General features: G+C 64.6%; 18 protein-coding genes. 14 read left to right on the top strand and 4 right to left on the bottom strand.

Annotated elements, in window-relative coordinates:
• Positions 1–13: 13 nt before the first annotated feature.
• Positions 14–1,381 carry a substrate-binding protein gene (locus tag BP38_RS0114525; protein WP_026988334.1) on the bottom strand — a complete coding sequence of 456 codons (1,368 nt, stop codon included), beginning with the start codon at positions 1,379–1,381 and terminating at the stop codon, positions 14–16.
• A 209-nt stretch (positions 1,382–1,590) separates the two neighbouring features.
• On the opposite strand from BP38_RS0114525, the gene BP38_RS0114520 reads away from it, so the two are divergent.
• The gene (locus tag BP38_RS0114520; RefSeq protein ID WP_026988333.1) at positions 1,591–3,168 is read left to right on the top strand and encodes a helix-turn-helix domain-containing protein; all 1,578 of its coding nucleotides are present in this window, start codon (positions 1,591–1,593) and stop codon (positions 3,166–3,168) included.
• Positions 3,169–3,266: 98 nt separating this feature from the next.
• The gene (locus tag BP38_RS0114515; protein WP_026988332.1) at positions 3,267–3,650 is read left to right on the top strand and encodes a response regulator transcription factor; all 384 of its coding nucleotides are present in this window, start codon (positions 3,267–3,269) and stop codon (positions 3,648–3,650) included.
• A 239-nt stretch (positions 3,651–3,889) separates the two neighbouring features.
• Here BP38_RS0114515 and hutC read toward each other — a convergent pair whose 3' ends face one another.
• Both hutC and BP38_RS0114505 read right to left on the bottom strand, forming a co-directional pair.
• Positions 3,890–4,591: a histidine utilization transcriptional repressor HutC gene (gene hutC, locus BP38_RS0114510; RefSeq protein ID WP_026988331.1), complete on the bottom strand. Its 702-nt coding sequence runs from the start codon at positions 4,589–4,591 to the stop codon at positions 3,890–3,892.
• Positions 4,588–5,952, bottom strand: coding sequence for a formimidoylglutamate deiminase (locus tag BP38_RS0114505; protein ID WP_026988330.1), 1,365 nt, complete (start codon positions 5,950–5,952; stop codon positions 4,588–4,590). Before BP38_RS0114505 ends, hutC begins: the two co-directional genes overlap by 4 nt.
• A gap of 117 nt (positions 5,953–6,069) precedes the next feature.
• Here BP38_RS0114505 and hutI point away from each other — a divergent pair, with 117 nt between their 5' ends.
• The 8 genes from hutI (at position 6,070) to BP38_RS0114465 (ending at position 15,626) form a co-directional block, all read left to right on the top strand.
• The gene (gene hutI / locus BP38_RS0114500) at positions 6,070–7,239 is read left to right on the top strand and encodes an imidazolonepropionase (protein WP_051609404.1); all 1,170 of its coding nucleotides are present in this window, start codon (positions 6,070–6,072) and stop codon (positions 7,237–7,239) included.
• Positions 7,236–8,774: a histidine ammonia-lyase gene (hutH, locus tag BP38_RS0114495; RefSeq protein ID WP_026988328.1), complete on the top strand. Its 1,539-nt coding sequence runs from the start codon at positions 7,236–7,238 to the stop codon at positions 8,772–8,774. The genes hutI and hutH overlap by 4 nt, the downstream gene beginning before the upstream one ends.
• Positions 8,771–9,610: an N-formylglutamate deformylase gene (hutG, locus tag BP38_RS20835; protein ID WP_051609399.1), complete on the top strand. Its 840-nt coding sequence runs from the start codon at positions 8,771–8,773 to the stop codon at positions 9,608–9,610. The genes hutH and hutG overlap by 4 nt, the downstream gene beginning before the upstream one ends.
• On the top strand, positions 9,603–11,291 hold the full coding sequence (gene hutU, locus BP38_RS0114485; RefSeq protein ID WP_026988327.1) for a urocanate hydratase: 1,689 nt from the start codon (positions 9,603–9,605) through the stop codon (positions 11,289–11,291). Before hutG ends, hutU begins: the two co-directional genes overlap by 8 nt.
• 83 nt (positions 11,292–11,374) lie before the next feature.
• Positions 11,375–12,466, top strand: a complete 1,092-nt coding sequence (locus tag BP38_RS0114480; protein ID WP_026988326.1) for a TRAP transporter substrate-binding protein — start codon at positions 11,375–11,377, stop codon at positions 12,464–12,466.
• 89 nt (positions 12,467–12,555) lie between these two features.
• Entirely contained in the window at positions 12,556–13,080 is a 525-nt protein-coding gene (locus tag BP38_RS0114475) for a TRAP transporter small permease subunit (protein WP_026988325.1), read from the top strand.
• On the top strand, positions 13,077–14,627 hold the full coding sequence (locus tag BP38_RS0114470; RefSeq protein WP_026988324.1) for a TRAP transporter large permease: 1,551 nt from the start codon (positions 13,077–13,079) through the stop codon (positions 14,625–14,627). Before BP38_RS0114475 ends, BP38_RS0114470 begins: the two co-directional genes overlap by 4 nt.
• 90 nt (positions 14,628–14,717) lie before the next feature.
• Positions 14,718–15,626, top strand: a complete 909-nt coding sequence (locus tag BP38_RS0114465; RefSeq protein ID WP_026988323.1) for a DMT family transporter — start codon at positions 14,718–14,720, stop codon at positions 15,624–15,626.
• Between the two features lie 50 nt (positions 15,627–15,676).
• Here the strand turns inward: BP38_RS0114465 and BP38_RS0114460 are convergent, their stop codons facing one another.
• Entirely contained in the window at positions 15,677–16,018 is a 342-nt protein-coding gene (locus BP38_RS0114460) for a helix-turn-helix domain-containing protein (protein WP_026988322.1), read from the bottom strand.
• A 345-nt stretch (positions 16,019–16,363) separates the two neighbouring features.
• Here BP38_RS0114460 and BP38_RS21910 point away from each other — a divergent pair, with 345 nt between their 5' ends.
• From BP38_RS21910 to BP38_RS0114440, 4 genes are read left to right on the top strand one after another with little or no spacing between them, the layout of a single operon-like run.
• On the top strand, positions 16,364–17,704 hold the full coding sequence (locus tag BP38_RS21910) for a vWA domain-containing protein (RefSeq protein WP_051609398.1): 1,341 nt from the start codon (positions 16,364–16,366) through the stop codon (positions 17,702–17,704).
• A complete protein-coding gene (locus tag BP38_RS0114450; RefSeq protein WP_035725405.1) occupies positions 17,704–19,803 on the top strand; it encodes a WG repeat-containing protein in 2,100 nt (699 codons plus the stop codon). Before BP38_RS21910 ends, BP38_RS0114450 begins: the two co-directional genes overlap by 1 nt.
• 35 nt (positions 19,804–19,838) lie before the next feature.
• On the top strand, positions 19,839–20,549 hold the full coding sequence (locus BP38_RS0114445) for a hypothetical protein (protein WP_026988320.1): 711 nt from the start codon (positions 19,839–19,841) through the stop codon (positions 20,547–20,549).
• Positions 20,546–23,344 carry an Ig-like domain-containing domain gene (locus BP38_RS0114440; RefSeq protein WP_026988319.1) on the top strand — a complete coding sequence of 933 codons (2,799 nt, stop codon included), beginning with the start codon at positions 20,546–20,548 and terminating at the stop codon, positions 23,342–23,344. Before BP38_RS0114445 ends, BP38_RS0114440 begins: the two co-directional genes overlap by 4 nt.
• The last annotated feature ends 7 nt before the right edge of the window (positions 23,345–23,351 follow it).

The following is a 23,351-nucleotide window of genomic DNA, read 5'->3' as shown; positions in this document are numbered from 1 at the left end:
GCTGCCGAGTGCGTTACTCGCCCGGCTTGTAGGGGCCGAGCTCGCCGCCCCACTTGTCGGCGGGATACTCGACCTGCGAACGCGGAACCTGCTGAACGACCTCGAGGATGTCGAACTCGCTCTCGGGGTTTGCCTTACCACGCACCACCAGGACATCCTTGAAGCACTGATGGTCCTCGGCGCGATACAGCGTGGGTCCATTGCCCATGCCGTCGAACTCGAAGCCTTCCAGTGAGCGGATGACCTCCCACGGTGCAAAGGTGCCGGCCATCTCGCAGGCATTGGCATAAAGCAGCGTCTGCACGTAGCAGGTGTGCGCTGCCTGGGACGGCGGGAAGCCGTATTCCTGGCCGAAGGACTTGACGAAGGCCTGGGAGCCTTCGTCCTGCAGCGACCAGTGCCAGTTGGAGGTGCCCAAAATGCCCTTGGCCGCTTCACCGGCACCCTGTGCCATCAGGCGGGAATAGAGTGGCACCACGATGGCGAAGTCCTTGCCGTTGGCCACGCGCTCCTTCATGCCGAACTGCACCGCCTGGGTCAGGGAGTTCACCATGTCGTTGCCGTAGTGGTTCAGGATCAGCACGTCGGCATCTGAGTCCTGGACCGGCGTCAGGTACTGCGAGAAGTCGCCGGCACCCACCGGGGTCTTGACCGTCTCCACGGTCTCCCAGCCGATGTTCTCGGTGGCGTCCCGGATCGATTCCTCCTGGGTCCAGCCCCAGGTGTAGTCGGCCGTCAGGTGGTAAGCCTTGCGGTCGTTGCCGTACTCGTCCTCGAGGATCGGCGCCAGCGCCTGGCCGGACATGTAGGCATTGAAGAAGTGGCGGAAGCCGTAGCGCCGCTTGTCCTTACCAGTGGTGTCGTTGGAGTGGGTCAGGCCGGCCATGAAGATGACGCCCATCTCCTGGCAGAGGCTCTGCACCGCAATGGCCACACCGGACGAGGAGCCGCCGGTCACCATGGCCACGTTGTCGCGTTCGATCATGCGACGGGCCGAGGAGCGTGCGGCATCGGACTTGGTCTGGGTGTCACCGGTCACGTACTCGACCTTCTTGCCCAGGATGCCGTTCCCCTGCAGTTCAGAGGGCTGCATGGTGTTGAGCATGCCGCCATCGCCCTCGCCGTTCAGGTGCTTGACGGCCAGTTCATAGGCGCGCAGCTCGTCGGCGCCCTCGTCGGAATAGGGACCGGTCTGCGGCACGTTGAAACCGAGAACGATGCTGCTGTTGTTTCCGGGGTCGCCCGGGAATTCCTGGGCGTGGGCATTACGAATAAAGTGCAGGGGTGCCACGCCGCCGAACATCAGGGCGCCCGTGGTGGCGGCCGTGCCGGCGAGGACGGAGCGCCTCGTTACCTTCATGGAATCCTTGGATTTCGACATCTGTTTGTTCCTCCCTCATCCTGTTGCGGATGCTGTTTATTGGAGTGCGCAGCCGGTTGTTATGCGCGGAAGTTTATTGCCCGGCCAAACGGCAGCATGAAATTTTCCTGTTAACAAATCAATAAAGTTTTGATTATAAAAACTTTTTCTGTAAAAATAATTTCGAGAGGCGTGAAAAGTTGTAAACTTTGTGAAAGGGAAGGCCTGCTATGTCCCGCCAGATACCCATCGGCCACCGCCTGCGGCGCCACCGCAAGGACCATGGCCTGACCCAGATGGCCCTGGCTGATGCCGTTGGAATCTCCCCCTCCTACCTGAACCTGATCGAGCACAATCGGCGCGCCATCGGCGGCAGCCTGCTGGTGCGCCTGGCCGAGGCCCTGGGACTGGAGCCGGGGACCCTGTCGGGCTCGGAGGAAGGACGCCTGCTGTCGGACCTGGGCGAGATGACGGCCGACCCGGTCTTCGAGGAAACACCCCTGGATCCGCAGGAGTTCTCGGCGGCCGTGGCGAACACCCCCGCGCTTGTGAAGGCGCTCATGGCGCTTTACCGCGCCTATCGCAGTTCACTGGACGAAGTGGACATGCTGTCCGAGCGGTTGAGCCATGACCCCTTCCTGGCAGATGCCAGCCATTCCGTGCTGACGCGCATTACCGCCATCCGCACGGTGGCGGAGATCTTTCACAGCTATGATGACCTGCAGCCCGAAAAGCGTGCGCATTTCAACCAGACCCTGATGCGCGAATCAGAACGCCTGGCCGAGTCGGCCACCGATATCTTCAATTTCCTGGAACGGGGCGCCGCCGGACGCCGGGCCATCAATCCGGCCGAGGAGGTGGATGACCTGCTTTACGACCATAACAACTATTTCCCGGAGCTGGAGGCGCGTGCCGAGGAACTGCGCAGTGCCGTGGACCCCGACGGCGGACTGTTCCTGACGGACCTGATCCTGCACCTGGAGGCGCAGCATGATGTGCGTGTGGAGCGCCTGTCCTCGGGCAACCTGCCTTCGCGCGGTTATCACTGGGATGCGCAGCAAAGGGTGTTGCAGTTCTCGCGCGCCCTGCCCATCACCTCATCGCGCTTCCTTGCGGCCCGCCTGATTTGTCGCCTGGAGGCAGCAGAGGAAATCGAAGGGCTCGTGCAGAGCGCTCGCCTGACAAGCGATCCAGCGCGCGAGCGCGCACGCGAAGCCCTGGTGTCCTATGCTGCGGCGGCCCTGCTGTTTCCCTATGATGCCTTTCGCGAGGCCGCCCTGGAGCTGCGTCATGACATCGAGATGCTGCAGCAACGCTTTGCCGCCAGTTGGGAGCAGGTCTGCCATCGCCTGACCACGCTGCGCCATCCCGGCCGCGAGGGCATCCCCTTCCATTTCCTGCGCACCGATATCGCAGGCAATATCTCGAAACGATTCTCGGCCTCGGGCCTGCAGTTGCCGCGCTACAGCGGAGCCTGCCCGCGCTGGGCCGTGCACGAGGCCTACCTGACTCCGGATCGGCTGGTGACGCAGTATGTGCGCCTGCCGGACAATACCACCTACCTGTTCGTGGCCCGGGCCGTTCGGCGGGGCGGGGGCGGCTATTGGGCGCCACAGGCCGTGCATTCCGTGATGATCGGCTGCGATACTGCCTTCGCCAAGGATATCGTCTACGCTGACGGACTGCCCCTGGCAAATCCCGAGGCAGCCGTGCCCGTCGGTGTCGGCTGCCGACAGTGCCCGCGTGTGGATTGCATGCAGCGGGCTTATGACCAGGCCGAGCCAAGCCTGGAGGCGGAGGCTACCTGAAAATCAACTATTATAACCTTGGCGCGAACGCGCTAGAATAGACACAAGAACAAGAATGAACGGCCGCATACAAGGCTGGTTTCAGCAAGGGGGGCAACTTGGCCCGAAAATCGACGGTCCTTATTGCAGAAGATGAAAATACAATTGCGGAATCCCTGAGTTTCCTGATGGAGAAGCAGGGCTTCGAGGTTGGTGTCGCGAAGGATGGCGAGTGCGCGATCGAAATGGCGGTTCGGGACATTCCGGATATCCTGCTGCTCGACATCATGATGCCGGGCTGCGACGGTTTCGAGGTCGTGCGCACCCTGCGTGGGGATAATAGAACCTGCGCGATTCCCATCATCATGCTGACCGCCCGTATTCGCGAGGTGGACCGCCGCAAGGGCCTGGAACTGGGCGTGGACGATTTTGTCACCAAGCCCTTCTCCACCACCGACGTTGTGGCCCGGGTGAAGGCCCTGCTGCCGACGGAGGCGGGCTGAAGCAGCGCTGTCCGAAGCGTTGCGAGCGCTGCATGGCGGACTCTGTCGCAGCGGAGGGGACGTTGCCCTCACCTCCGGCGCCATCAGAGTAGGCGAAGTAACGCTACTCCGGTTGACGCGGCAACCTTTGGAGTGCGAAGCCGCCAACCGCCATGCAGCCATTTGAGGCTAGAGGAGGAAGAAGGGGCCCGCATTGATCTGTGTTAAACGCAGGCGGGGAAAATGTGGCTGATGCCTGATCAAAGTTCCGTTGTCAGGCTGTAGTCCCCGCGATAGGACATGCGCACGAAGGTTACGGGCTGGGTGCCCAGCCAAGTGGTGCGCTCGACGATGAAGAGCGCGCTGCCTTCGGGTGTTTCCAGAAGTTCGGCTTCACGCGGACCGGCATTGGCGGCGGAGAAGTGAATGCGCCCATGGGAGTAGGGCACTTCCTGCACCAGCCATTCGTTGGCGCTGAGCCGGTCGAGCGGAGCCTCCAGAATGCCCGCGGCGGCCGGAATGTTGATCCAGCGATCCTCCAGCTGGAAGGGGCGCTGGTCGGCCAGATGCAGACTGCAGACATGCAGCATGTCGGCCTCGGCCGGCAGGTCCAGGCGGGCCCGGACGGCGGGGCTGGGGGCCAGGCGCTGGCGCTCCAGCAGGCTGTAGCCATAGGTGGCGCCGCGGCTTTCGATCTCGTGACGGGTGATGGGGATGTCCAGGACGGCCTTGCGCACCGGGTTGAGCGCCACGCGCGTGCCGGCCCGGCGCTTGCGTTCGAGGATGCCCGTATCCGCAAGTTCGCGCAGCGCCCGGTTCACCGTGGCGCGTGCGCAGCCGAAGGTCTCGGCCAGCTCGGTCTCGCCGGGAATCAGGGTGCCGGGCGGCCATTCGCGGTCCTGGATCCGTTTCATGATCTCGGCCTGTACGGCCTGGTATGAATTGATCTGAGCCGTGCTCACAGGGAGCCCCTCAAACGGCCCAGGACCTTGCGGTAGCGCGCCTCGATCGCCTCGCGATTGCGATGGCGGCCGCCCTGGACCATGTGACGGCCCGCCGACCAGACGTCCTTCACGATGGAGGCGTTGGCGGCGAAGATCCAAGCGTCCAGCACCTCGTCACCGCCCGCACCGGCCAGGGGCAGGCTGTCCCCGTCCAGGGACAGGATATCGGCCAGCTTGCCAACCTGCAGCGCGCCGCTGTCGCGTCCCAGGGCCTGGGCGCCGCCGGCCAGCATGCCGTCATAGAGAAAGCGCCCGGCCGAACGATGCCCGTCGGCCAGAACCACGCGGCCCTGGTCCTTCAGACGCTGGCTGTACTCCAGGCTGCGCAGCTCCTCGGACAGGGCGATGCAGACGTTGGAATCCGTGCCGATGCCGAAGCGCCCGCCCTGCTGGACATAGGCCCGGCCTTCGAAGATGCCGTCCCCCAGGTTGCTTTCGGTAATGGGGCAGAGCCCGGCCACGGCCCGGGTCTGGGCCAGCCGCTGCGTTTCCTGCGCGCTCATGTGGGTGGCGTGGACCAGGCACCAGCGTTCGTCCACCTGGCAATTGTCCAGCAGCCAGTCGATGGGCCGGGCGCCATAGGCCTGTTCCACCGCGGTGACCTCGGCCATCTGTTCAGCGATGTGGATGTGCAGCGGGCCGTCCGGGCGCACGGCCACGGCCCGCGCAAGGTTGTGCGGCGCCACGGCGCGCAGGGAGTGCAGCGCCAGGCCCAGGCGAGCGTCGTCCGGCAGGGACGCCAGGCCCGCTTCGGCTTCCTCGACAAGCCGGGCATAGCACTCGAGGTCGCAGCCAAAGCGCTTCTGACCGCCCTGGAGGGGTTGGTCGTCCAGTCCGCCGCGGCTGTAGAGCACCGGAAGCTGTGTCAGGCCGAGCCCGCTTTCCAGGGCGGCCGCCTGGATGCGGTGGCTGGTCTCCCCGAGGCGTTCGTAGGGCTGGCCGTTGGGCTGGTGGTGCAGGTAGTGAAACTCCGCAACGCCGCCGTAGCCGGCCTCGAGCATCTCCATGAAGGCCAGGGCGGCAATCGCCTCCAGGTCGTCGGGCGTCAGTTTCTCCAGGAAGGCGTACATGAGCTGGCGCCAGGTCCAGAAAGAATCCTGGCCACCGGGACCGCGCCGTTCGGTCAGACCGGCCAGGGCACGCTGGAAGGAATGGCTGTGCAGGTTCCCGGGGGCGGGCAGCAGGCAATCCGTGACCGAGTCCGGCAGGTTACAGCCGCTGCGCACCGCGGCGATCCGCCCGTCCGCTCCGATGTCGATTTCAACAGCTTCGCGCCAGCCGTCGGGCAGGAGGGCCTGGCGCGCCCGGATCGTTTGCATGACCGCTCCTGAACTTGATATTGACAAATATGTGCAGACATATTCAAATTATGTCAAGTTTATTGAAGGGAGGCTGCCTTGGCCGATTGCGTGCTCACCGGGGGACGACTTGCCACCATGACGAAGGGGGGCGTTTCCTATGGGCTGATCGAGAACGGCGCCCTCGCCCTGCAGGCCGGACGTATTGCCTGGGTGGGACCTGCTGACGAGCTTCCGGCGGCCTATCGCGACCTGCCTCGCCACGAGCTCGAGGGGCGCCTGGTTACCCCCGGCCTGATCGATTGCCACACCCATCTGGTCTATGGCGGAGACCGGGCGCGCGAGTTCGAATTGCGCCTGGAAGGTGCCTCCTATGAAGAGGTGGCCAAGGCCGGCGGCGGCATCCTCTCCACCATGCAGGCGACCCGCGAGGCCAGCGAGGATGACCTGGTGGCCCTGGCCCTGCCGCGGCTGGACGCCCTGATGGCCGAGGGGGTCACCACGCTGGAGATCAAGTCCGGCTATGGCTTGAGCGTCGACCATGAGAAGAAGATGCTCTCGGCGGCACGCCGCCTGGGCAGGGAACGCGCTGTCCGGGTGGAGACGACCTACCTGGGCGCCCACGCCTTGCCGCCCGAATACAAGGGCGAGAGCGATGCCTATATCGACGAGGTGGTTCTGCCCGGCCTTGAGAGCGCGGCCGCGGACGGGCTGGTCGATGCCGTGGATGGTTTCTGCGAAAACATCGCCTTTTCCAGCGAACAGATCGAACGCGTCTTCCGGAAGGCTCGGGATCTAGACCTGCCGCTGAAGCTGCATGCCGAGCAGCTGTCCAATCAGGGCGGCACGGAACTGGCCGCACACTATGGCGCGCTGTCGGCCGATCATCTGGAATACCTGGATGCCGCCGGCGTGGAAGCCATGGCCCAGGCCGGCACGGTGGCTGTGCTGCTGCCGGGCGCCTTCTACACCCTGCGCGAAACCCAGCTGCCGCCACTGGCCCTGCTGCGTCAGGCCGGTGTGCCCCTGGCGCTGGCGACCGACTGCAACCCCGGTTCCTCGCCGCTGTTTTCGCCGCTGCTGGTGATGAATATGGCCTGCACGCTGTTCCGCATGACACCCGAGGAGGCGTTGGCCGGCCTGACACGCGAGGGTGCGCGGGCCCTGGGGCTGTCCGGCGAGGTGGGCACCCTTGAGTCGGGCAAACGTGCCGACCTGGCCATCTGGGATGTGGAGGAACCGGCATCGCTGGCCTATCGCATCGGTTTCAACCCGCTTTACAAGCGCATCAGCGGAGGCGCGGCATGACCCTGACGCTCACGCCAGGGGCCGTCACGCTGGCGGACCTGCAATCCATACTGTTCGAAGGACGCGCGGTCCAGCTCGACCCTCAGGCCCGCAGCGCTGTCGAGGCCAGTGCGGCCCGAATTACGGCTGCCGTCGAAGACGGCGCTCCGGTCTATGGCGTCAATACCGGCTTCGGCAAGCTGGCCAGCGTCGGCATTTCGAAAGAGGACACGGCCAATCTGCAGCGCAACCTGATCCGCTCGCATTGTGCGGGTGTGGGCACACCGCTGGAGCCGGAAATCGTGCGCCTGATGATGGCCCTGAAGCTGGTCTCGCTGGGGCGGGGCGCTTCGGGTGTGCGCTGGGCTGTGATCGAGCAGCTGCAACAGATGCTGGCTGCCGACGTCCTGCCGGTCGTCCCTTCCCAGGGGTCGGTGGGGGCGTCTGGCGACCTGGCGCCGCTGGCGCACATGGCGGCCGCGATGATGGGCGAGGGCGAAAGCAGCTATCAGGGCGCGCGCATGCCCTCGGCCGAAGCCCTGTCGAAAGCCGGTCTTGCGCCGCTGGTCCTGGGGGCCAAGGAGGGCCTGGCGCTCATCAACGGGACACAGGTCTCGACCGCCCTGGCGCTGGCCGGCCTGTTCCGGGCCTGGCGCGCGGCCCTGTCCTCCCTGGTCACCGGGGCGCTGTCCACCGATGCGGCCATGGGCTCCAGCGCGCCCTTCCGGGTGGAAATTCACGCGCTGCGCGGGCAGCCGGGGCAGATCGATTCCGGTGCGGCCCTGCGCCATCTGCTGGACGGCTCGGAAATTCGTGAAAGCCACCGCGAGGGCGACGAGCGGGTGCAGGACCCCTATTGCCTGCGCTGCCAGCCCCAGGTGGCGGGCGCGGCCCTGGACCTGTTGCGCCAAGCGGGCCGGACCCTGGTGATCGAGGCCAATGCCGTGACCGACAATCCGCTGGTGCTCGAGGATGGCTCCATTGTCTCCGGCGGCAACTTCCATGCCGAGCCCGTGGCCTTCGCCGCGGACCAGATTGCCCTGGCCGTGGCCGAACTGGGCTCCATCGCACAGCGGCGCATCTCGCTGCTGGTGGATCCGGCGCTGAGCTTCGGCCTGCCGGCCTTCCTGTCGCCCAAGCCGGGCCTGAATTCCGGTCTGATGATTGCCGAGGTGACCTCGGCGGCGCTGATGAGCGAGAATCGGCAGCGCGCCCATCCCGCTTCGGTGGACTCGACTCCGACCTCGGCCAACCAGGAGGACCATGTCTCCATGGCCTGTCACGGCGCCTATCGCCTGCTGGCCATGAGCGCCAACCTGGAACGCATCATCGGGATCGAGGCGCTGGCCGGGGCACAGGGTGTGGAGTTCCGTGCCCCCTTGAAGACCAGTCCGCGCCTGCGTGACAGCCTGTCTGTCATTCGCCAGGTCGTGCCCAGCCTGGAGGAGGATCGCTACCTGAGTGACGAGCTGGAGCTGGCGGCTCGACTGGTGGCCGACGGCGCCCTGTTGGCCAGCCTGGACGGCCAGGTCCCGCCCCTGGAGATGACGCCATGACCCCTGTCGAGGTGCCCCCCGTCGAGGTAACGCGCGGGAGCAGTCCCGTAGTGCTGGCCTTCCCGCACAGCGGCACCGAGGTGCCCGCGGAGATCTTCGCCCGCCTGAACGAGCGCGGGCAGCAACTGGCCGACACCGATTGGCATGTGGACCGGCTTTATTCCGGGCTCTTGCCCAATGCCACTCAGGTGATGGCACGCTTCCACCGCTATGTGATCGATGCCAACCGCCCGCCTTCGGGGGAATCGCTCTATCCGGGACAGGCGACCACCGGCCTGGTGCCCGACATCGACTTCGACGGCAATCCCATTTGGCGCGATGGCGAAGCGCCCGGCGATGCCGAGATTGCGGCACGCCGCGAAGCCTTCCACAAGCCCTATCACGAGGCGCTCACTGCCGAGCTGGAGCGCCTGCGCGCTGAGCACGGCTTTGCCGTGCTCTATGACTGCCATTCCATTCGCGCGTGGGTGCCGCGCCTGTTCGAGGGGCGGCTGCCCGATTTCAACATCGGCACCAACCAGGGGGCGTCCTGCGCCCCGATCCTGGAGCAGCGGGTCACCGAGGTCTGTGCCGCGGCCGAGGACTACAGTCACGTCCTGAACGGCCGTTTCCGGGGTGGCTGGACCACACGTCACTACGGCCGGCCCGAAGAGGGGCTGCATGCCATACAAATGGAACTGGCGCAGGCGGCCTACCTGCAGGCGGAAGAGCCGCCCTTTGCCTATGACGCGGACAAGGCCGAAGGCCTGCGCCGGCATCTGGGCAGGCTGCTCCAGGTCATCGAGACAACGGCGCTGGACGGCGCCCTGACAACAAACGAGGCAGAGAATGGATAATCCGCGACACAATCAACGCGACGTGAAAAGCCCACGCGGGACCGAACTGACCTGTCAGTCCTGGACCACGGAAGCGGCCTTCCGCATGCTGCACAACAACCTGGATCCCGAGGTGGCGGAGAATCCGCACGAGCTGGTGGTCTATGGCGGCATCGGGCGCGCCGCGCGCACCTGGCAGGATTTCGACCTGATCGCCGCGACGCTGCAGCGCCTGCGCGAGGACCAGACCCTGCTGGTGCAGTCGGGCAAGCCGGTGGGCGTTTTCCCCACCCACAAGGATGCACCGCGCGTCCTGATCGCGAACTCCAACATCGTGCCGCACTGGGCCAACTGGGACCACTTCTCCGAGCTCGATCGCAAGGGACTGATGATGTACGGCCAGATGACGGCCGGCTCCTGGATCTATATCGGGTCCCAGGGCATCGTGCAGGGCACCTTCGAGACCTTCGCCGAGGCCGGGCGCCAGCACTACGACGGCGACCTGACGGGACGCTGGATCCTGACCGCCGGCCTGGGTGGCATGGGCGGCGCGCAGCCGCTGGCCGCCGTGATGGCGGGCGCCTGTTGCCTGGCCGTGGAGTGCAATCCCGACAGCATCGACTTCCGCCAGCGCACCCGTTATCTGGACGAGAAGACCGAGTCCCTGGACGAGGCGCTGGAGATGATCCGGCGCTGGACCGAGGCCGGCGAGGCCAAGTCGGTCGGCCTGCTGGGCAACGCCGCCGATATCTTCCCGGAACTGGTGCGCCGCGGCGTACGGCCCGACATGGTGACCGACCAGACCTCGGCCCATGATCCGGTCAACGGCTACCTGCCCAAGGGCTGGAGCATGGCGGAATGGCGCGACAAGCGTGAGCGCGAGCCCAAGGCGGTGGAGAAGGCGGCGCGGGCCTCGATGAAGGAGCACGTCGCCGCCATGGTCGACTTCTGGAACGCCGGCGTGCCCACCCTGGACTACGGCAACAACATCCGCCAGGTGGCCAAGGATGAGGGGCTCGAGAATGCCTTTGCCTTCCCCGGTTTCGTGCCGGCCTATATACGGCCGCTGTTCTGCCGCGGCATCGGACCCTTCCGCTGGGCGGCCCTGTCGGGCAATCCCGAGGACATCTATCGCACCGACGAGAAGGTGAAGGAGCTGACGCCGGGCAACGACAAGCTGCACCAGTGGCTGGACATGGCACGCGAGCGTATTTCCTTCCAGGGCCTGCCGGCGCGCATCTGCTGGGTGGGGCTGGGCGACCGTCACCGCCTGGGCCTGGCCTTCAACGAGATGGTCGCCAAGGGCGAGCTGGAGGGCCCGGTCGTCATTGGCCGCGACCACCTGGACTCGGGCTCGGTCGCCAGTCCGAACCGCGAGACCGAGGCCATGAAGGACGGCTCGGATGCCGTTTCCGACTGGCCGCTGCTGAACGCCCTGCTGAACACGGCGTCGGGTGCGACCTGGGTTTCCCTGCACCATGGCGGGGGTGTCGGCATGGGCTTTTCCCAGCATGCAGGCATGGTTATCGTGGCAGACGGAACCGAGGATGCCGCACGCCGGCTGGAGCGCGTGCTGTGGAACGATCCGGCAACGGGCGTCATGCGCCACGCCGATGCCGGTTACGAGATCGCGCACGACTGTGCGCGTGAAATGGGGCTGGACCTTCCCGCCATCCTGCCGCAAGGAAAAGCGGAGTCGTAAACAGAGGGAGTTCGGGAGAAAAAAGGTCCAGAGGGAATGCCCACCGAGCACTTCACGTCATCAAACCAATGGGAGAACCAGAAATGAAAAGACGTCAATTCCTGGCCACCGCCGCCGGCGGTGTCGCAGCCACCAGCACCCTTGCCGCACCGGCCATCGCCCAGAACGACGTGCGCCGCTGGCGCATGGTGACCGCCTGGCCGAAGAACCTGCCGGGACCGGGCGTGGCCGCACAGATGCTGGCCGACCGCATCACCGCCCTGTCCGGCGGGCGCATCGAGGTCGAGCTCTATGCCGCCGGCGAAATCGTGCCCGGCAACGGCGTGTTCGACGCCGTGGGCGAGGGCACGGCCGATCTCTATCATGCCGTGCCGTCCTATTGGGGTTCCAAGAACAAGGGCATCCTGCTGTTCGGTTCCCAGCCCTTCGGCCTGCGCGCCGATGAGCAGCTGGGCTGGCTGCACTATGGCGGCGGACAGGAGCTCTATGACGAGGTCTATGCCCAGTTTGACCTGAAGCCCTTCCTTTGTGGTAACTCCGGCCCGCAGTGGGCGGGTTGGTTCCGCGAGGAGATCAACAGCGTGGACGACCTGCGTGGCCTGCGTTTCCGCACCACCGGACTGGCGTCCGAGATGGCCTCCAAGCTGGGTATGTCCCCCCAGGCCATGGGGGGCGGTGACATGTTCCAGGCCCTGGAATCGGGTGCCCTGGACGCCGGAGAGTTCATCGGTCCCTGGACCGACAGCGCGCTGGGCTTCCACCAGATTGCCCAGAACTACTACTGGCCGGGTGTCGGCGAACCCTCCTCGGCCGAGGAATGCGCCGTGAACCTGGAAGTCTACAACGAGCTGCCCGACGACCTGAAGCAGGCTGTGACCTATGCCTGCCAGAGCCTCTACAATCCGGTCTGGACGGAATACTCCACCCGCCATGCCGAGGCCCTGCGCCAGCTGGTCAACGAGCATGACGTGAAGGTGCGCAAGCTGCCGGACGAGGTCCTGGTCGAGATGGGCAATGCGGCCGGCGAGGTGATGGCCGATATGCGCGAGGACAGTGACGAACTGACCCGTCGCATCACGGAAAGCTTCCTTGCCTATCGTGACCTGATCAGCGAGTACATGGTCTATGCCGATGGCGGACAGCTGAACGCCCGTGCGCTGGACTACAACTACTGACGAAGCTGTCACGGGGAACCCGGGCGGCGGCGCTTCGGCGCCGCCGCCGTTTCCGGGGACAATGAGTGCATGCCGGGGGTAGTGATTGCATGAATGCAGTGATGGCAGCCTGCGATGGGATCAACCGGGGGGTCGGCGCCCTGGTGCGCTGGCTTGCGCTGTTCATGGTGCTGCTGCAGTTCTTCATCGTGGTGCTGCGCTATGTCTTCGGTGTCAGCTTCATCTTCCTGGATGAAAGCGTTCTCTATCTTCACGCCACCCTGTTCATGCTGGGCGCGGGCTATACCCTGTTGGTGGACCGCCATGTCCGCGTCGATATCTTCTATTCCAACGCCTCTGCGCGCGGACGCGCGCTGATCGACCTGATTGGCCATGTCTGCCTGCTGTTCCCGGCGATGCTGGTCCTGCTGGCCTATTCCTGGCCGTCCGTCACGCGCTCCTGGGCGACACTCGAGGGTCCGATCTCGGTGGGTGGCATTCCTGCCTCGTTCCTCTTGAAATCCCTGATCCCCGCGTTCTGTATCCTGCTGATGATCCAGGGCATCGCTTGCGTGCTGCGAGACTGGTTGCGTCTGCGCGCGCTGCCCGTGAAAGAACCGAGGGCGCTTTCGTGACCCTTCCTCTCGACATCCTGATGTTCGCGGCCATGATCGGCGCGATCCTGCTGGGCTATCCGGTGGCCCTGACCATTGCCGGCGTCGCCGTCATCTTCGCCGGTATCGGCGTTGCCACGGGCGCTTTCGACAGTGGCTTGCTGGGCGCGCTGGGCCAGCGCGTCTTCGGCGTGCTGACCAACACCACGCTGATCGCCATTCCCCTGTTCGTCTTCATGGGCGTTGTGCTTGAGAAGAGCCACATTGCCGAGGATCTGCTTGAGAAGATGGGCCGCCTGTTCGGGCCCCTGCGCGGGGGGCTGGGCGTTTCCGTCGTGATCGTAGGCGCCCTGCTGGCGGCCTCGACCGGGATCGTCGGCGCCACGGTGGTGGCCATGGGCCTGATTGCGCTGCCAACCATGCTGCGCAACGGCTACGACCCCAAGCTGGCCTCGGGCATCATCTGCACGGCCGGCACCCTGGGGCAGATCATCCCGCCTTCCACCCTGCTGATCATCCTGGCGGACGTGATGTCCAACGCCTACCAGCAGGCCCAGTATGCCGAGGGCAAGTTCTCGGTCAGCACCCTGTCCGTGGGCCAGATATTCGCGGCCGCCCTGCTGCCCGGTCTCCTGATGGTGGGCCTCTACATCATCTACCTCCTGGTGCGGGCCTGGCTGTTGCCCAACGACGCGCCCGCCCTGAAGGAGAAGGTCGCGCGCCCCACGGCGAAGGATACCCTGCTGGCCGTGGTGCCGCCGATCCTCCTGATCATTGCGGTGCTGGGCTCGGTCCTGGGCGGGGTGGCCACCGCCACGGAGGCGGCCTCCGTCGGCGCGGTGGGAGCGCTGATGCTGGCCGGGTACCGGCTGGGCGGGCCGGCCCGCCTGATTGCGCTGGGGGCGCTCTGCTTCCTGGTGTTGGCCATTGCCGCCGGTACGGCCCCGGTGCGCCTGCAGCGCTCGGACACCGGGACGCTGGAACTGCTGCAGGGCATTTTCTATGGCGCCTTGCTGCTGGGTGGGGGCCTCGCGATCCTGGCTGCCGTGCGCCAGGCCCTGCGCGAACAGATCCTGAAGCCCGTATTGACCTCCACCATGGTGGTCACCTCCATGATCTTCGCCACCATCCTGACGGCCTCCGTCTTCGCGCTGGTCTTCGTTGGCCTGGGCGGCGACAAGACGATCGAGGCCATCCTGACCGCCATGCCGGGGGGTGCGACCGGAGCCCTGGTCTTCGCCATGGCCTTGGTCTTCGTACTGGGCTTCTTCCTGGATTTCGTCGAGATCAGCGTGATCCTGCTGCCCCTGCTGGCACCGCCGCTGATCCTGCTGGGCCATGATCCGATCTGGCTGTCCGTGCTTATCGCCATCAACCTGCAGACCTCGTTCCTGACGCCGCCCTTCGGCTTCTCGCTGTTCTATTTCCGCGGTGCCGCACCGCCCGAGGTGAAGACGGAACAGATCTATCGCGGCGTGATACCCTTCATCGGGCTTCAGATCGTTGCGGTCATCATTATCTGGAACTTCCAGGCCATCGCCACCTGGCTGCCGTCACTTCTCTACTGAAGGTGGAATTAGCGGGGGAGTCTTGTGCTTCTTCGGTGATGGACCTAGGTTTTGCGCCTGTCCACACCGCCGACTACGGAAAAGATTCAAGTGAAACTTCAGTCATTGCCGGTTCTGCTGCTGATCGTGGCCTTTGTCCTGTTGTGGAACTCGGGCTTCATCGGGGCCGAGGCCGGGCTGCCCTATGCGGAGACCTTCACCCTGTTCTTCTGGCGCTATGGGGCCCTGACCCTGCTGCTGCTGGTCATCCTCAAGCTGCGCGGAAGCAGCCTGTCGTTGCCCCCGCGTCAGGCCGCCATGACCAGCATGATTGGCATCCTGTCCCATGGCGTCTGGCTCAGCTTCGCCCTGCTGGCGATTGCCGAGGGCGTGCCGGCCGGCATCGTGGCCCTGGTGGTGGCCCTGCAGCCCCTGATGACCGGCGCCCTGTCCGGTCCCGTCACGGGGGAGGTGACCAGTCCCCGGCAGTGGATCGGCCTGGCGGTCGGCTTTGCCGGGGTCGTCCTTGCCGTGAGCGCGCGGCTGCGTGTGGACGATGTCTCGCTGATCGGCTACCTGCTGCCGTTCGTGTCCGTGGTGGCGATCACGATCGCCAGCCTGATCAAGCGCCGGCAGGTCATGGCCCAACGGCCGCCGCCGCTGGACCTGGAACTTTTCTGGCAGTCCCTGGCCACCATGATTGCCCTGGCCATTCCGGCGGTTCTGCTGGAGGGGCTTGAGACAGACTGGACCCTGCCGCTGATCGGCACGCTGGCCTGGATGGTGGTTGCGGTCTCGCTGGCGGCCTATGGCCTGATGTGGATCCTGATCGACCGCCTGGACGCCACGCGTGTGGCCAGCCTGTTCTACTTCGGCCCGCCGGTGACCATGGTCATGGCCTGGCTGGCCTTCGGCGACAGCATCCTGTTGAGCGACCTGGGCGGCTTCGCCGTGGTCCTTGTCGGGGTTGCGCTGGTGAACCTGCCGCTGCGGCGCCTGAAAGGACCCTTCAGGAGCTGACAGCCTTTGTGAAAGGGGACGTTTTTCCAGGACAAACTGTGGGAAAGCTTTCAGCCGCGGACGTTCTCGTGCGCCAGAATGGCCCGTTGTTCGCGACGCCTGATCGCGCATTTCTGCAGAATCGCTTCGCAATGCCTACGGGCGGTATTGTAGTTCACGCCGAGTGTCCTGGAGATGGAAGCCGTCGTATGTCTGGCCAGTAGCAGGGCACTGACCTCCTGTTGCCGCAGAGTCAGGCCGAAGATCTCGGCCAGCATGTAAGCCACCCGTTCCGTGCGGGTCTTCTGGATCGAGAGCTGGGGCAAGGAAGAGGTCTCTATGAGCTGCCGCAGCCGAGCCTGGTGCATTTTCCTGCGGTCGATTGCCTGGAATCCTGCTTCGAAGGCCGGCATGAGGAGCCCGAGGAGGGCCTCTGTCCGAGCATTGATGAACCCGGGCGAGTCCGGTTCGGCGAAGATGGCCTCCGCCGACCGCCAGGCGGGCCGTCATGCCGATGACATGACGCATGCCGGCAGGTGCGAAGCCGTTCTGGAAATGGGCCGTTTAGCTGTCGCCTGCGCCGGTTCAGGCGATCCAGGTCGGTGTCGCGACTGCGAATGTTGCCGATTCATTCCCATCCCCTCTAAATAAACGGGTCCCTCCGGAAACTGTGTTGTTAGGCTTGGGGAGCGTCCTGTCCATTAGGAACCAGTGACGAACCTTGAGACAAGACGGAAAGGAACGGAACAGGGGGACTTATGGCAAAACGGAATTTGTGCGCAGTCCTGGCGGTCCCGCTTCTGCTTGCGGCGGTGCCCGAGTCAGAGGCACAGGCACAGGCACAGGCACAGGAGATTGACTCGCAGACCATGCTGGTTCTGGACGGATCCGGCAGCATGTGGGGGCAGATCGATGGGGTGGCCAAGATCGAGATTGCCCGGGATGCCATAGGCAGGATGCTCAATGACTGGCCGGATCGCCGCGGACTCGGACTGATCGCCTATGGGCACAGGACGGAAGGGGATTGCTCGGATATCGAGACGCTTGTGACTCCCGGAGTCTTGGACCGGGCAAGTTTTGACAAGGCCATCGAGGGGGTGACGCCGCTGGGCAAGACCATGATCGGCGCTTCGGTTGAGGCTTCGGTGGAGGCCCTGTCCGGGCAGGACCTGCCGTCCTCGATCATCGTGGTGACCGATGGGCTGGAAACCTGCGGCGCCGACCTCTGTGCGCTCGGCGACAAGCTTGCCAAGGGCAACACGCAGATGACGGCGCATGTCATCGGTTTCGACGTGGAGGATGCCGATGGCCAACTCGCCTGCCTGGCCGAAACCACGGGGGGGCGCTACCTGCCCGCCACGGATGCGGAAAGCCTGACGGGCGCCCTGCAGGAAGTCAGCGAGGACACCACGGAAAACCAGCCTGCCGAGCCCCTCAGGGTCGATGAGTTCGAGCGCAGCGAGCTGGGCGACGCCTGGTCGATCGACCATCCGGAACCCACGGGCTTCATCCTCGAGGACGGCGCCTTGATGACCATGACGGTGCAGTCAGGGGCAATCGGCACCGAGGAGCAGCCCAACATATTCCGCTGGACGGATGTCGAGCTGCCCGAGGGGGACTGGGACATAACCGCAAGCTTCACCTCGCAGATGGGTGAAGTGAAAACACTGGGTGGCCGCAAGGCGGTCATAGAAGTGGGTCGCTATGCGGATGTCGAGAACTTCGTGATTGCGCGCCTCTACCGACAGGGCAACTCCAACGACGACATGCACCTGCAGCTGCTTGCGGTCTCGAACGGCAATGAGACCAAGCAGGCTGTCGAGATTGCCGGAGACGTGCGCGGTTATGATCTCGCACAGATCCTGAAGGATTTCGAAGAGAAGGGGGCCGAACTGACGCTCTCCAAGCGCGGCCGCGAATATCAGGCGCGCCTGAGCATGAACGGCTGGACTCTGCAGACAGACGGCCCGGAGACCGTCGAGACGGACCCGGTCACCGTTCTGCGCAGCATGGGAGATCCAGCGCTGTTCTCGGGAACATGGGGCTCGGAGCAGACGATCACCGAATTTAACCGCATCGAGATTTCGGAGGTGGAGTGATGACGGTGCCTGTAATGCTTTCCAGGGCGCGCGGTCAGGTTCTGTCCGGCGCCATTCTTGTCACCAGTCTGTTCCTGATTTCACCGGCCCTTGCCCAGGGCTGCGGTCCTTCGATGGAGGCGGCCCAGGCGGAAGAAGGGGCGGCGCTCTATCCCTTGCTCCTGGAGGATAGCTGGGGCTATGTCGATCGCGAGGGCCAATGGCAGATTGCGCCCCAATGGCGCCAGGTGCGGCCCTTCTCGCAAGGGCGCGCTGCCGTCGAGACGGAGGATGGCTGGGGCATTATCGATCGCTCGGGCAGCTATATTGCCGAGCCCGGCGCGCGTGATGCGGACCGTGTGAGCATTGACGGCGCCGACTATCACCTCTCGCCCTTCAAGCCCTACAGCGAGGGCTGCTCTGCCGCGACACCTCAGGATGGGCAGCCCCACTATCTCGACCTGGATGGTGAACGTTGGGATCCGCCCGGCCTGGAAGAATACCAGGTGACGGACCTGGGCTCCTTTTCGGAAGGCATGGCCTGGGTGCGCATTGCCCCCGAGACGGATGACGGCAAATCCCGGGTGGGCTGGATCAATTCGGAAGGTCAGGTGGTGATACCGCCGGAATTTGTCGATGGCGGGGACTTTTCCGGTGGCCGGGCGCCGGCAGCCCGTTCGCCCGAGAACTGGGCTTTCATCGATACCCAAGGCAGCCCGGTCCTGCCGCGCAAGTTCATTCTCGGCAAGGCCGCATCCTATTCGGACGGATTGGCTGCTGTGACCCTGGACAGGGAAACGGGCTACATGAACAAGAAGGACTGGGTCCTGCGCGAACTGGCCGAGTCGGACGGCACGACACGCGCCTTTGATGAGGTTGCGTCCTTTCATGAAGGGCGCGCTGCCGTGAAGCCGGAGCGTGCGCCCCAGCGTGTTGTCTGGATCGACCCCGAAGGGCAGGTGGCCGTCGATCCAGAGCGCAACAGCCGCCTTTCCATCTGCGATACCGAGCGTATGCCGCGCTATCGGCATGGCCTGTTGCCCCTGGTGGTGGCCAGGGGCGGGAATGTCTGTGGCAAGCCGCTCGCGTTGTCCTGGCCGAACAAGCAGGATCCCCGCGGCCTGTCGGCCACGCCGCCGGGTGTGCAGCGTTATCCCAAGGCCAAGCTGGTCTATCTGGACCGCACGGGAAAGGTCGTGATTGATTCCACGGATTGTCGCCCCGAACCGGGGGCTACGCCCCTGTCGGCCACGACGGAAGAGGGGGAGTTGGCGCCCGCCGCCTATGACATGACCCTGGAGGGCCAGGCCACCGGGACCGTGGCGCCGCAGCGTGCCGATGCCCCCTGTAACCGTTCGCGTTATACGGCATCGGGCCTGAATGCAGAAGGCCCCTGGCAACTCAGGCTGGAAGGCACGGCCACATGGAAGGACCAACCTGTACACGCCTCCCTGTCGTTCAACCTGCCGGCAGGCTTGGAAGAAGGCGAGCGAGCCATTCAGGGCGGCTTTGCGGATGACGCCCTGAGAGCCAATCTCTGGCTTAGTCCTATCGACGCAGCACCCAGTGCCGAGCGGCCCGATAGCTATCATTCCGTTGAAGGCGGGACGCTGGAATTGACGCGGTTCGATCGCGAGGCGATGAGCGGCCGTTTCGCGATGACGCTTGCGTCCTCGGACACACCGGAGAACACGATCGAGCTGTCGGGCAGGTTCCGTGATATCCCCTACAGCTATGCGCCCGAGGTGGTCGTGAGCGAGGTGACGGGGTCCTTTGCCGAGATGGCCGAGGCCATGGAGCGGCCCGCGGCCCAGATACTCAGCCCCGGCAAGGCTGAAATCGCCGAGGGCGAATTGCGAGTCCAGCTTGGCAGGTGGGGGCCGCAACTTTTGCTGCGATTCCCGGAAGACCAGGCAGATGGCCCGTTCCAGGCCGGTCCCGAACAGCCCGTAAAGGCAAGTTTCGCGGATAACCCGATCCTTGCGCAGGGTGAGCTCGAGCGACGCGCTGGCAAGCTGTTCGGCAGCTTCGAGGTCGATATTACCGAGCAGTCCCAGATCGAGGGGACCGGGATGATCCGTGGCCGTTTCGCGTACCTGCCTCTGGAGCAGGCTGAGTGATGGACGGCCGTCTCAAGACGACAAGGGAGTGTGTCATGCGCCGAACAGTTTACCCCCTCCACAGACTCGCCAGCCTGTTGTTGTTGGCAGTGGTTGCAGGCACGGCTGGACCTGCGCTTGCCGATGGGTCGCTTACCTATTCCGCTGATGGCGGGGACATGGGGCGCTTGGAGATGACCGAACGCTGGCGTGGCGGTGCGTTGCGCACCGATATTGCTGGCGTCGAGGCTTATATGCTGTTGCGCGACGGCGAGATCTATTCGATCACGAGTGCCGGCGGTCGTGTCATGGTCATGGCGCTGAGTGCCCTGGCCGACCTGCCGCAGGCGCAGGGTACCCAATCGACGGATCAGCTGAAGACAGGGGCCGGCCTGGCGATGCCGAGCGAGGTGCAGGAGATCGATGCCACCGGGGAAATGAAGGACGTGGCCGGTGTCACGGGTGAGATTTACGAGATTTCCTGGCTGGACGAAGAGGGGGCAAGTCACACGGATTCCGCGGTGCTCAGCGACGACCCGCGGCTTCTGGAGAACCAGCAGCTGAAGATGGAGATGTCGAACCTGGTGCAGGGGCAGGAGGCCAACCCACTTCTTGAAGCCTTGCAGGAAAAGGGGTTGGCCGCGCTGAGCTTCGGGGATCGCTTCGAGGTGCTTTCACTCGAGGACCATCCCGGTCCGGAAGGCGACTTCCTCTTGCCGGCCGAGCCCATGGACCTGGGTGACATGATGGGTGGAATGTCCCAGTGATCCCTCTGCGCGTTCTGGTCCTGCTCTTCACGCTGTTTCCCGCGGGCGTACTCATGGCGCAGGACCTTTGTGAACCAACGCGGCCTCTGCAGCAGCCCAGCTGTTCCATCGAGGCGATGATGGCCGCCATCGATCCGCGTCATACCGGAGATACCCTGGGCAACCTGAACCCGGAGGCGTTTCAGGGAGGGGCAAATGCTGCGCTTGCGCCCGGCCAGGCCAGCCTGACGATTTCCGGTGCGGTCTCGGCCGGTGGCGTGGCCTGCGCCCGGCATCTGGGGGCAAGGCGCGTCGGTGGCAACGATGGCGTGCCCGGACTGAGCGAAGGCATGGCTTCCTTCCTGGAGGACAAGATGGACCAGGAGGTGCCGGTTGCTTCCGGCGGCCAACGCCAGGTGGTTTTCGAGGTGTTCAGTCCCAACATCATCGCATTCGAGGCAGGCCGGCTGGGCGATGTTCTCAGCCTGCGCCATGGCGGCGTTGGGGGATGGCTCCCAAACAGTGGCGCCTTTCTGCGCATCACCTTGCCAAAGACGGCACCTGGTGATCTGCAGGAAGGCGGTGTCTACAAGGCTCGGGCGACGGGCGCGACGGGCAAGGGGCAGCCAGGCGATATCTATAGCGCGTGGAGCGGCCGGACCTTTCCGGATCCCTATTCCGCACCCAACACTCCAAAGCAAGCCCGGATGCAGGAAGAGGAAAAGCGGCTCTGTCGCATGGCGCAAAGCGCCTTCTTAGGTATGTTGAAATCCTCCCTCATCCCGGATCACATCTATGAGGGCCGTGAGGTCCAGGAAATGGACTGCGACTTCCAGGGGACCGCGCAGACCGGCACGCGAACGCAGGTCCGGGGTGGGGAATTGACAGGGACGGTGACCATTGAGCGGATAACTGAAAGCCATGTCATCGGCAGCTTTTCCCTGGAGGGCACGGCTCATGTCGATCAGCACGACCGGGTCTGGAACGCCGAGAAGCAGTCCGTGGAAAGAAAGAATTCAGATCGAGGGGAAAAACCGCTGAGCCTTTCCGGCCGTTTCTCGGCCCCCAACATGCGCACAGGGGGCTACACCATAACCCCGCTGGAGGTGGCACAGGCGCCCGTATCAGGCTCGAAGTCCAGGATGGGCCTGGAAGTTCTCGAACATCGCCCGAAGCGGCACGCGCGCAATATTTCCTGGGAGGTGCCGGGCATCCAGGTGAAATTCAACCGCCCGCTGGACCCGGCCTCTCTGCTGCCGGGCGCGGCAAGAATCGAAACGGCTCTGCCGGACGGGCAGGGCCGCACAGCCATGGCTGAAACACCGACGCGCCTGGCTCTGGACGGGCCGTCCACCCTGCGCGTCATTCCGATGGAGGATCTCAAGGACGGTGTGCGTTATCGCGTCACGCTTCCCGGTGGCGCCGAGGGCGTGCGGGGGGCCGATGGGCACAGGCTGCCCGTTGATCAGGTCTGGAGCTTCGACACCGTGGTCAACCTGCACGACGACGAGCCCATGCAGGGGCTGCCCAGCTATCTGAAGGCCCAGGAAGGGCTGGAGACAAATGCCTTTCAGGTGGTGATCGACACCCCGCTTGTGGATCGCAAGCCCGCCGTCATCCGGAGCCACGTCAAATGGCGCCCGGACGAGACTGTGGCCGATGGCTGGCAGGTGACCGACTTCAGGGCGCATCTGCGTGTGCGTGACGCGGATCGGCCCGATGGCCCCCTGCTGGTGCCGGAAAAGCGTGATGTGCGCATCAAGCGGCCGGATCTCTATAGCGAAGAGGAAAAGCGCAAGGCGGAGAATACAGTCAACTTCTTCGGCTGGCGGCCCGACTACGAGAAAGTCGAGGCGCTGAAGTTGGAAGTCGAGCCCGTGCGCGAATGCGGTCCGACGATGGTGTTCTTCGGCGAGGAATCACTCGAGTGGGATCCGCTGCAGCGCGACCTGAAGGTCGGATACACCTTTGCACGGATCGGCCCCTGGGCAGAGGAGGGCCCGGGCGGGTTGTCCGTGGATATGCGGGCCGAGGGGCATGCGGCGGCCGAGGCTGCAGAGGATTACATCGAGCAGCTTTTTCCTGTGCGCTCCGCGACCCTGTCACCCCAGGCCGACCTGTATTTCAGTCTGGATGACAATGAACGGATTTCGGCCGAAGTCGCGCGCCGCAAAGGAGGGGATTATTACCCGGATGGGAACGCCGGGTTTATCGAGGAGCTGTTGGCTTCCGACCCGCGTAGCTTCGATGACATTCGCACGGAACTGCTCGTGGCGGCGCATCACGCCTTTTCGACATCCGGTTCGGGTTCCGGGCCGGGCACTGTGGATACCTTTTCGGGCGATTTCGATATTCTGGTGGTCTATATGCCCTATGACTGGATAGAGCGCCTGGGCGTTGCCAATTGGGACCTTGGATCCGAGTTCCTCTGGACGGATGAGGGAGTCTTCTCCAGTCCCGTCGTCGGCATCAGCCTGACCCGGCCGGACGGCAGCAAGCCCCGTGTCGCCGAAGTTGCGGCGCTCACCCATGAAGTTGGGCATATCCTTGACCTGCAGCACAGTCCAGACCCCAGCACGAAGCAGGAACGCTCAATGCTGTGCGACATGCACAAGAATTCCATTGAGGATGACATCGAGGGGATGCGGCTTGCGACGGACGGAAAGGGAGGCGAGAACAAGAATGCCCAGGAAGGCAACGAGGAGAATCCCGACGAACTCCTCAACCTGATGTTGCCCTGCACGCGGCCCAAGGAAAACATGTTCGTCACGCGCGAGCAGTACATGCAGCTGCTCGACAACCTCCGCCAGTTCTAGCCGATGA

Source organism: Fodinicurvata fenggangensis DSM 21160, assembly GCF_000686045.1.
Lineage (GTDB): Bacteria > Pseudomonadota > Alphaproteobacteria > Kiloniellales > DSM-21159 > Fodinicurvata > Fodinicurvata fenggangensis.
The sequence above is the reverse complement of the archived record's forward strand: the minus strand, read 5'-3'. Positions and strand labels throughout refer to the sequence as shown.

Coding starts and splice junctions, on each gene's coding strand:
- BP38_RS0114480 (WP_026988326.1), top strand. CDS start 11,375: ATGAAAAGACGTCAATTCCTGGCCACCGCCGCCGGCGGTGTCGCAGCC.
- hutU (WP_026988327.1), top strand. CDS start 9,603: ATGGATAATCCGCGACACAATCAACGCGACGTGAAAAGCCCACGCGGG.
- BP38_RS0114520 (WP_026988333.1), top strand. CDS start 1,591: ATGTCCCGCCAGATACCCATCGGCCACCGCCTGCGGCGCCACCGCAAG.
- hutG (WP_051609399.1), top strand. CDS start 8,771: ATGACCCCTGTCGAGGTGCCCCCCGTCGAGGTAACGCGCGGGAGCAGT.
- BP38_RS21910 (WP_051609398.1), top strand. CDS start 16,364: ATGGCAAAACGGAATTTGTGCGCAGTCCTGGCGGTCCCGCTTCTGCTT.
- hutH (WP_026988328.1), top strand. CDS start 7,236: ATGACCCTGACGCTCACGCCAGGGGCCGTCACGCTGGCGGACCTGCAA.
- BP38_RS0114475 (WP_026988325.1), top strand. CDS start 12,556: ATGAATGCAGTGATGGCAGCCTGCGATGGGATCAACCGGGGGGTCGGC.
- BP38_RS0114505 (WP_026988330.1), bottom strand. CDS start 5,952: ATGCAAACGATCCGGGCGCGCCAGGCCCTCCTGCCCGACGGCTGGCGC.
- BP38_RS0114460 (WP_026988322.1), bottom strand. CDS start 16,018: ATGCCGGCCTTCGAAGCAGGATTCCAGGCAATCGACCGCAGGAAAATG.
- BP38_RS0114445 (WP_026988320.1), top strand. CDS start 19,839: ATGCGCCGAACAGTTTACCCCCTCCACAGACTCGCCAGCCTGTTGTTG.
- hutI (WP_051609404.1), top strand. CDS start 6,070: ATGACGAAGGGGGGCGTTTCCTATGGGCTGATCGAGAACGGCGCCCTC.
- BP38_RS0114450 (WP_035725405.1), top strand. CDS start 17,704: ATGACGGTGCCTGTAATGCTTTCCAGGGCGCGCGGTCAGGTTCTGTCC.
- BP38_RS0114525 (WP_026988334.1), bottom strand. CDS start 1,381: ATGTCGAAATCCAAGGATTCCATGAAGGTAACGAGGCGCTCCGTCCTC.